Origin of the sequence: Cellulomonas biazotea, from assembly GCF_004306155.1 — a bacterium.
GTDB lineage: Bacteria > Actinomycetota > Actinomycetes > Actinomycetales > Cellulomonadaceae > Cellulomonas > Cellulomonas biazotea.
Genome location: NZ_BIMR01000488.1, coordinates 1 through 548 on the forward strand (window position 1 = coordinate 1; position 548 = coordinate 548).

Annotated in this window: 1 protein-coding gene; it reads left to right on the plus strand. The window is 77.6% G+C overall.

What is annotated here, in order from left to right; translation table 11 throughout:
• Window positions 1-490, plus strand: a 490-nt coding sequence (locus CBZ_RS20380; protein ID WP_165446881.1) for a CAP domain-containing protein, incomplete at its 5' end; no start/stop codon positions are given.
• Between the last annotated feature and the right edge of the window lie 58 nt (window positions 491-548).

Consider the following 548-nt stretch of genomic DNA (forward strand, 5'->3'; position numbering starts at 1 on the left):
GGCGGCACGTCAGGCCGCCGCGCGCGCCGCGACGAAGACGACCGTGCGGCCCAAGACGTCGCGCGGCACGACGACGTCGCCGCAGCCGTCGGGCGGGTCCGCCCCGGCCGCACCCGCGCCGGGCGGCGTCCCCGCCGGCGGGAAGGTCTGCCAGGGGTCCGGCGGGGCCGCGTCCGAGGCGAGCGCCGGGGCCATCGGCGACGCCATCAACGCGTACCGCTCGGCGAACGGCCTCGGCACCCTGTCCGTCTCGCGCTCGGGCGGGCTGACGTCGCACGCCCTCGACATGGCGGCGACCGGCGGGATCTGGCACTCCGGGTCCGACAACATCGTCGGCTGCGTGAGCAACGGCAGCGCGTCGTCGCTGGTCTCCGCGTGGTCGAACTCGTCCGGGCACAACGCGCAGATGCTGCGCACCGACGTCTCCAGCATGTCCGTCGGCGCCGGGTCGAGCGCCGGCTGGCTGTTCGGGGCCGTGCGCTTCAGCTGACGGCCCGCACGCCGGTCGCACGGACGGCGCGCCGCACCCCGGCTTCGGGGGCGGCGCG